This window comes from Streptomyces sp. MBT65 (assembly GCF_016612545.1).
GTDB lineage: Bacteria > Actinomycetota > Actinomycetes > Streptomycetales > Streptomycetaceae > Streptomyces.
Window position 1 is genome coordinate 1 of sequence record NZ_JAENRY010000365.1, and the last position, 7,176, is coordinate 7,176.

The 7,176-nt window shown below is 69.9% G+C and carries 8 protein-coding genes; 4 read left to right on the forward strand and 4 right to left on the reverse strand.

The features are described 5' to 3' along the window. The coding region (locus JHN63_RS44685) for a YihY/virulence factor BrkB family protein (protein ID WP_200690862.1) at positions 1-864 on the forward strand (864 nt) is incomplete at its 5' end. Positions 865-933: 69 nt separating this feature from the next. On the opposite strand, the gene JHN63_RS44690 is transcribed toward JHN63_RS44685, so the two are convergent. Next, the gene (locus JHN63_RS44690) at positions 934-1,278 is read right to left on the reverse strand and encodes a DUF6479 family protein (RefSeq protein WP_200690863.1); all 345 of its coding nucleotides are present in this window, start codon (positions 1,276-1,278) and stop codon (positions 934-936) included. 300 nt (positions 1,279-1,578) lie between these two features. Between JHN63_RS44690 and JHN63_RS44695 the strand changes: the two genes are divergently transcribed. Next, complete coding sequence (locus JHN63_RS44695; RefSeq protein WP_200690864.1) at positions 1,579-1,857, forward strand: GlsB/YeaQ/YmgE family stress response membrane protein; 279 nt, start codon at positions 1,579-1,581, stop codon at positions 1,855-1,857. A 701-nt stretch (positions 1,858-2,558) separates the two neighbouring features. Here JHN63_RS44695 and JHN63_RS44700 read toward each other — a convergent pair. Beyond that, positions 2,559-2,729: a DUF5670 family protein gene (locus JHN63_RS44700; protein WP_200682075.1), complete on the reverse strand. Its 171-nt coding sequence runs from the start codon at positions 2,727-2,729 to the stop codon at positions 2,559-2,561. Positions 2,730-2,983: 254 nt separating this feature from the next. Here JHN63_RS44700 and JHN63_RS44705 point away from each other — a divergent pair, with 254 nt between their 5' ends. Then, positions 2,984-3,817 carry a SigB/SigF/SigG family RNA polymerase sigma factor gene (locus JHN63_RS44705; protein WP_200690865.1) on the forward strand — a complete coding sequence of 278 codons (834 nt, stop codon included), beginning with the start codon at positions 2,984-2,986 and terminating at the stop codon, positions 3,815-3,817. A gap of 25 nt (positions 3,818-3,842) precedes the next feature. Here the strand turns inward: JHN63_RS44705 and JHN63_RS44710 are convergent, their stop codons facing one another. Both JHN63_RS44710 and JHN63_RS44715 read right to left on the reverse strand, forming a co-directional pair. Continuing rightward, positions 3,843-4,016, reverse strand: coding sequence for a hypothetical protein (locus JHN63_RS44710; RefSeq protein ID WP_200690868.1), 174 nt, complete (start codon positions 4,014-4,016; stop codon positions 3,843-3,845). A gap of 35 nt (positions 4,017-4,051) precedes the next feature. Next, positions 4,052-4,414, reverse strand: a complete 363-nt coding sequence (locus tag JHN63_RS44715; protein ID WP_200690866.1) for a PRC-barrel domain-containing protein — start codon at positions 4,412-4,414, stop codon at positions 4,052-4,054. Positions 4,415-4,750: 336 nt separating this feature from the next. On the opposite strand from JHN63_RS44715, the gene tkt reads away from it, so the two are divergent. Further along, a complete protein-coding gene (gene tkt / locus JHN63_RS44725; RefSeq protein WP_200690867.1) occupies positions 4,751-6,967 on the forward strand; it encodes a transketolase in 2,217 nt (738 codons plus the stop codon). Positions 6,968-7,176 lie beyond the last annotated feature (209 nt).

The following is a 7,176-nucleotide window of genomic DNA, read 5'->3' on the forward strand; positions in this document are numbered from 1 at the left end:
CAACTCGCCGACCGGGCCGCCGCGTTGACGTACTACGGGGTTCTCTCGCTCTTCCCCGCGCTGCTGGTCCTGGTCTCACTGCTCGGCATCGCCGGCAAGTCGACGACCCAGCAGGTGCTGGACAACATCGAGAAACTGGCTCCGAGTTCGGCCCGGAACATCATCGGCGACGCCGTACGCCAGCTCCAGACCACCGGCGGCCTCGGCTCCGTCGTGGCCGTGGTCGGCATCGTGGTCGCGGTCTGGTCGGCCTCCGGCTACATCGCCGCGTTCATCCGCAGCGCCAACGTCGTCTACGACATGCCCGAGGGACGCCCCGTGTGGAAGGTGCTGCCGATCCGGGTCGGTGTCACGGTGGTGCTGCTCGTCCTGACGGTGGTCAGCGCGCTGATCGTGGTGTTCACCGGCAGCCTCGCTCGCGCGGCCGGCTCGGCGCTCGGCATCGGGGACGCCACCCTGAGGGTGTGGTCGATCGCGAAGTGGCCGGGACTGGTCATCCTGGTCATGGCGATGATCGCGATCCTGTACTGGGCGGCACCGAACGTGAAGGGCCGCGGCTTCCGCTGGATCACCCCGGGCAGCGTGCTGGCCCTGCTCGTCTGGATGCTCGCCTCGGCGGGCTTCGCGTTCTACGTCGCCCACTTCGCGTCGTACAACAAGACCTACGGCACGCTCGCCGGCGTGATCGTCTTCCTGATCTGGCTGTGGATCAGCAACATAGCGGTCCTGCTCGGCCTCGAATTCGACGCGGAACTGGCCCGCCAGCGTGCCGTGGCCGGAGGGCTCCCGAAGGACGAAGAGCCGTATCTCCCGCCCCGTGACACCCGAGCCTGGAGCAAGGAGGACCACCGCCGGACGGAGTGACGCCGCTCGTGACGGGGGTGGTGGCCGAGCGCACGTACGACGCTTCTCCGCTGCGAACGGGACCCGTGATCACGCGGAACCCGAGCCCCAACGCCGACGCCTCTGGTCCTCGCTGCGCCTGCTTCCCGACGTCCCACCGCCGGACAACTGGTGCGGGGTGAGCCGCTCGCTCTCGTCCTTCGCGCGCGGCACCTCGTCGGGCTCGCGCATCTCCTGGATCTCGCCGGTCGGCCCGGACTCGGGCAGCCGGGGCTGCTCCTCCGGGCGCGGCGGCGCGGACTCCCGCCGACGGGCCTTCATTCCGAACCGTACGGCCCAGATCAGCCCGACGACGAGGATCAGTCCGGCGACCGCCGGAAAGACTCCGAGGGCCGCTCCGCTCGACGCGGCCAGTTCCATGCTCGGTGTGTTCATCACTGCCGGGTACCCCGGGGACACCGGGAGAATCTCGCCCATCTGGCGTGCCGTGCCACCGCACACGTGCTCCGCGGCGTCGGCGGCGGGACGGAGGTACCTCCGGAGGCTCGGGCACCACCAACGCTCGGCGCACCGACGTACGCGGACACGATGGGCGGCTCGGCGCCCACGCCCCACTGGTCACATCAGGAACCGGCGATGTCCCGATGCAGAAGGGAGACGTTTGTTCGGGCTCGTTCGGCGCACACGAAGAGCTGACACAGCCTTTGTCCGAAGAAGAGGAAGCGGAGACACACCATGGGAATCATCGCGTGGATCATCATCGGTCTGCTCGCAGGCGCCATCGCCAAGATGCTGATGCCGGGCAAGGACCCCGGCGGCATCATCGTCACCATGCTCATCGGCATCGTCGGCGGTCTGCTCGGCGGCTGGCTCGGCAAGGTGGTCTTCGGCGTCGACTCCATCGACGGGTTCTTCGACATCTCCACCTGGATCGCCGCGATCGTCGGCTCCTTCATCCTGCTTCTCGTCTATCGCCTCGTCACCGGCAACCGGCGCTCCCACCGCCACGCCTGACCGACCGACGGCACACGCCCGCACCACCTCAACGGCTCCCTTCTGTCTCACAGGACGGGAGCCGTCGGCGTGCCCGGGGCTTCGACGAAGGGCGACCAGTGCATGTCGGTCATGCCATGCGGGCCTCCTTCGTGAGCCTCCTCGAGCCGTACTACGGCGCCGCGGCCACGTCGCGCCGTGGATGGCGGCCGTGCTGGTGGAGTCGACGGTGTACCGGTCGCTCGCGCGCGGCCTGCGGCAGCTGGCGGCGATCGCGGTGGGCACGGCGTTCGCCGGCGGTAAGTGGTCGGAGACGCCCGCGTTGTCGAGGAGGACCTCGACGCCCCAGCTTCAGTCGTTCTCGCGGTCGCCGGGGTCGGAGTATCGGTCCCACCGTTTCGTCGCGCCGTTCCCACAATGAGGTCCGGTCACTGGCTGGTGTCCGGTCTCACCGTTTCGCAGGGAAACCCGGGACAACGGATACCCCTTCGCCTGCGTGCAGCCGTTCGCCCGCCTGCACCCGTCGAAAAGCGGCCGGAACGGAAGGCGCTGGAGGCCGCGGGTTTCCCTGCGAAACACCGATCGCTCCGGCCGCACGGATACTCCTGCCCCACACATACGCCCCTACCGACCAGATCGGTGAATTCAGCGGATCAGCGTCCGCCGGGGCATGCCGAAGGGCCCCGCCGACCGTGGTCGACGGGGCCCATGAGGCGGGTTTTCTACCAGCGGTACCAGCGGCCCTTACGGCCACCGCTCCCGGCGGGCCGGACCACGAAGCCCAGCGCCCAGACCACCAGCACGATGACGGCGATCCACCACAGGGCCTTGAGAGCGAAACCGGCGCCGAAAAGGATCAGCGCGAGGAGCAGAACTACAAGCAGGGGAACCATGTTTTATCAACCTCCGCCCCTTCATCTGCCCTGCGTTTCCCGCTTCACGCCCTGGAATTTCGAGCGCATATTCCTGCGATTCCAGGGAATTCGGATTCCCCGTCGGGCGGCCGGAAGAGGGCCCAGGAGTAGTGTGGTGAAAACCACCGTGCCGAGCGTTCCAACCCCCGACGGACTGGCGGGGCCTCGCCGAGACGGATGCGGTCGGAGCGCACAGAAAGCGTTCATCCTGCTGTTGCACCTGAGGCGGCGCCATGACGCCCACCGGGAACGTCGTCGAAGCACTGCCGTGGATCGAGGACGCCGACAAGGTCGCCCCGAAGGATGCGCGGGTGTTGTCCCGGCTGTTCCTGGACCGGCTGCCCTCGCTGGAAGAGGGCACCGGCGAGTATCAGTACGTCCGCAACACCCTGATCGAGATGAATCTGTCCCTGGTCAGGTTCGCGGCCCGCCGGTTCCGCAACCGGGGCAGCGGCGACATGGAGGACGTCGTCCAGGTCGGCACCATCGGTCTCATCAAGGCCATCGACCGCTTCGACCTGACCCGCGAGGTCGAGTTCACGTCCTTCGCGATCCCGTACATCACCGGCGAGATCAAGCGGTTCTTCCGCGACACCACCTGGGCCGTCCACGTCCCCCGACGCCTTCAGGAACTCCGCGTCGACCTCGCCAAAGGCAAGGAATCACTCACCACGACGCTCGGCCACAGCCCGACCTTGAAGGAACTCGCCGCCCATCTCGGGCTGACCGAGGACGAGGTCGTCGAGGGGCTCGTGGCCGCCAACGGCTATGTCGCCGGCTCCATCGACACCCCGGGCGGCGACACCGAGACCGGCGAATGCGGGCCGACGTACACGGACACCATGGGAGTCGACGACCCGGCCCTGGAGCTGTTCGAGGACCTGAACGCGCTCGGCCCGCTGCTCCGGCAACTCGACGAGCGGGAGCGGACCATCATCGAGATGCGCTTCGGCCAGGAGCTGACCCAGGCACAGATCGGCAGCGAGCTGAACGTCTCCCAGATGCAGATCTCCCGTCTGCTCAACCGCATCCTGGCCAAGCTCCGCACCGGTCTCCTGGACGCCTAGTCCCCCGCCAACCGCGCTGTCGCCCCTAGCGAACGGGGCGGCTGCCGGAGCGCCGGGACCAGCGCACGGCGACGAGGGCCAGGGCCGCCACGAGAACCGCGATGCCGATCACCAGCAGGTAGCCCAGGCCGTTCGCGGTCACCCCGACGATTCCCAGTACGAGGGCGATCAGAAGAAGCAGCAGGAAGAGAACCATCACGGAACACCACCTTCAGATGTGGGGTCGAACGCGGGTCAGCGACGCGCGAGTTGCCGCTCGCCGCCCGCGCCGGGCCGGTAGTCCATGCCGTAGTGCTGGAAGATCGCTTCCTCTCCCTCGGCCGGCAGGATGTCGTCCGTGCCGATCGACGGTGCCTTCTTCACCTGCGCCTTCGCGTAGGTGACCTTGACGTAGTCGGGTCCGAGGACCGCGTCACCAAGGGGGACGAACGCCAGTCGCTGACGCGTGGGCAGTCCGATGCGGACCGTGGCCATGGCCGACTCGTCGGTGGCGGTGTCCACGTAGATCGATTCGAGTACGCCGATCCTGTGCCCCTCGGAGTCGACGACGTTGCGGTTGCGCCACTCGCGGATATCGGCCGCGTGGATCGTGGTCATGTTCTGTCTCCTGAGCCGCTGATACAGAACGGGTGCCCCGGAGATCGACGATGACACCATCACCGAACCCGGCAAAAGGTGCGCTTCAGGTGGGTCGGACGCGATGCCGGGGGTAGCCGGACCGTGGGAGCCGATCGGCTTTCGGTATTCCACCGGCGAGAACAGCCCCGCATTCCGCGGGACGTGCCGGACAAGGCGCCCGCGCCGCCGTCCCGGCCACCACCGACCACGTGCTGGAGAGCGTCGAGGAGCACCACGTCGTGCTGTGGACGCTGTCCGAGCCGGCGGGCCTGGACCCGGCAGAACCGACCACCGGCCTTTCCGAGGAGCGACGGCATGACGAGTGAGCAGTCCGGCAACACGACCTCATCGGGCCGGTCCGTGACGATGCCCGTGGCGGACGGCGCCGGGTGGGACCCGGTCGACGTGCGGGCGGTGGACACCGCCCGCGTACTGGCCGCCGACGCGGTGCAGAAGGTCGGCAACGGCCATCCCGGCACGGCGATGAGCCTCGCCCCGCTGGCGCACCTGCTGTTCCAGAACGTCATGCGGCACGACCCGGCCGACGACCAGTGGCTGGGCCGCGACCGGTTCGTGCTCTCCTGCGGTCACTCCAGCCTGACCCTCTACATCCAGCTCTACCTGACCGGCTACGGCCTTGAACTGTCGGACCTGGAGGCGTACCGCACCTGGGGTTCGGCCACCCCCGGCCACCCCGAGCACCGGCACACGCGCGGCGTGGAGATCACCACCGGCCCGCTGGGCCAGGGGCTGGCCAGCGCGGTCGGCATGGCGATGGCGGCCCGGCGGGAGCGCGGTCTGCTCGACCCCGACGCCGAGCCGGGCGGCAGCCCCTTCGACCACCACGTCTACGTCATCGCCTCCGACGGCGACATGATGGAAGGCGTCACCGCCGAGGCGGCCTCGCTCGCCGGCCACCAGGAGCTGGGCAACCTCGTCGTCTTCTACGACTCGAACCACATCTCGATCGAGGACGACACCGACGTCTCCTTCAGCGAGGACGTCCCGGCCCGTTTCGCGGCCTACGGCTGGCACGTGCAGACCGTCGACTGGACCCGCACGGGCGAGTACGTCGAGGACGTGGACGCCCTGCTGGCCGCGGTGCGAGCCGCCCGCGAGGAGGACGGCCGACCCTCGCTGATCATGCTGCGCACGCTGATCGGCTGGCCCGCGCCCACCAAGCAGAACACCGGCAAGGCCCACGGCTCCGCACTCGGCGCGGACGAGGTCGCCGCGACCAAACGGCTGCTCGGCTTCGACCCCGAGCGCGACTTCGTCGTAGTGGACGCGGTGCTGGCCCGTACCCGGCTGGCCGCCGAGCGCGGGCGGCGGACGCATGCCGAATGGGACGAGGCGTTCGCCGCTTGGCGGACGGACAACCCCGAGCGGGCCGAACTGCTGGACCGGCTGCGGGCGCAGCGGCTGCCGGAGGGCTGGACCGACGCGCTGCCCGAGTTCGCGGCCGACCCGAAGGGGATGGCCACCCGTGCCGCGTCGGGCGAGGTGCTCAGCGCGCTGGCGCCGGTGCTGCCGGAGCTGTGGGGCGGCTCGGCCGACCTGGCCGGGAGCAACAACACCACCATGGACGGTGAGCCGTCCTTCGTGCCCGCCGACCGCCAGACCAAGGACTGGAAGGGCGGCCCCTACGGCCGCACCCTGCACTTCGGCATCCGCGAGCACGCGATGGGCGCGATCCTCAACGGCATCGCCCTGCAGAGTCTGACCCGCCCCTACGGCGGTACGTTCCTGACCTTCTCGGACTACATGCGCCCGGCCGTCCGTTTGGCCGCGCTGATGAAGCTGCCCACCACCTATGTGTGGACCCACGACTCCATCGGCCTCGGCGAGGACGGCCCCACCCACCAGCCCGTGGAACACCTGGCCTCACTGCGCGCCATCCCCGGCCTGGACGTGGTCCGCCCCGCCGACGCCAACGAGACCACCGCCTGCTGGCGTACCGTCCTCGAACACCGGGACCGCCCGGCCGCACTGATCCTGACCAGGCAGAACGTGCCCGTGCTGGACCGCGGCAGCGGTGCCTGCGCTCCTGCCCGGGACGCGGCCCGCGGCGGATACGTCCTCGCCGACACCGCGCACGGCACCGCGCCGGACGTCATCCTGGTCGCGACCGGCTCCGAGGTGCACATCGCCCTGGAGGCGAGCGGGCTGCTGATGGCCGACGGCCTCGCGGTGCGGGTCGTGTCGATGCCGTGCCGGGAGTGGTTCGCCGCGCAACCCCCGGCCTACCAGGACGAGGTCCTCCCGCCCTCCGTGCGGGCGCGGGTCAGTGTCGAGGCCGCGGTGGGGCAGGGCTGGCGCGATGTGGTCGGCGACGCCGGGCGGATCGTGAGCCTGGAGCACTACGGCGCCTCCGCCGACTACGAGCGCCTGTACTCCGAGTTCGGCATCACCCCCGAGGCCGTCGCCGCGGCCGCCCGCGACAGCCTCCAGGACGCCGACCGCGCCCCGCGCCCCGGCGGCCACCGCCAGACCTCCACCCCCACCGAGGGCGGCACCGGGGACCGTCCCTGACAGCCCGCGTGCGGCGGAGGTCAGGTGCCTGCTCCGCACCGCCGCACACGAATGGCCCGTCCGGCTTCCTCCGCGCCCGGCCCCCGCCCGCAGGAGTCTTCCGAAACGCCCGTCTCCGCAGGGGACGGGCGGGCCGCGCGGCTCTCGCGTGACCGACCCCAAACACCTCCTGGAGGTTCGTATGTCCGACGCCACCGCGATGCCCGACG

Coding starts and splice junctions, on each gene's coding strand:
- JHN63_RS44705 (WP_200690865.1), top strand. CDS start 2,984: ATGACGCCCACCGGGAACGTCGTCGAAGCACTGCCGTGGATCGAGGAC.
- JHN63_RS44690 (WP_200690863.1), bottom strand. CDS start 1,278: ATGAACACACCGAGCATGGAACTGGCCGCGTCGAGCGGAGCGGCCCTC.
- tkt (WP_200690867.1), top strand. CDS start 4,751: ATGACGAGTGAGCAGTCCGGCAACACGACCTCATCGGGCCGGTCCGTG.
- JHN63_RS44715 (WP_200690866.1), bottom strand. CDS start 4,414: ATGACCACGATCCACGCGGCCGATATCCGCGAGTGGCGCAACCGCAAC.
- JHN63_RS44700 (WP_200682075.1), bottom strand. CDS start 2,729: ATGGTTCCCCTGCTTGTAGTTCTGCTCCTCGCGCTGATCCTTTTCGGC.
- JHN63_RS44695 (WP_200690864.1), top strand. CDS start 1,579: ATGGGAATCATCGCGTGGATCATCATCGGTCTGCTCGCAGGCGCCATC.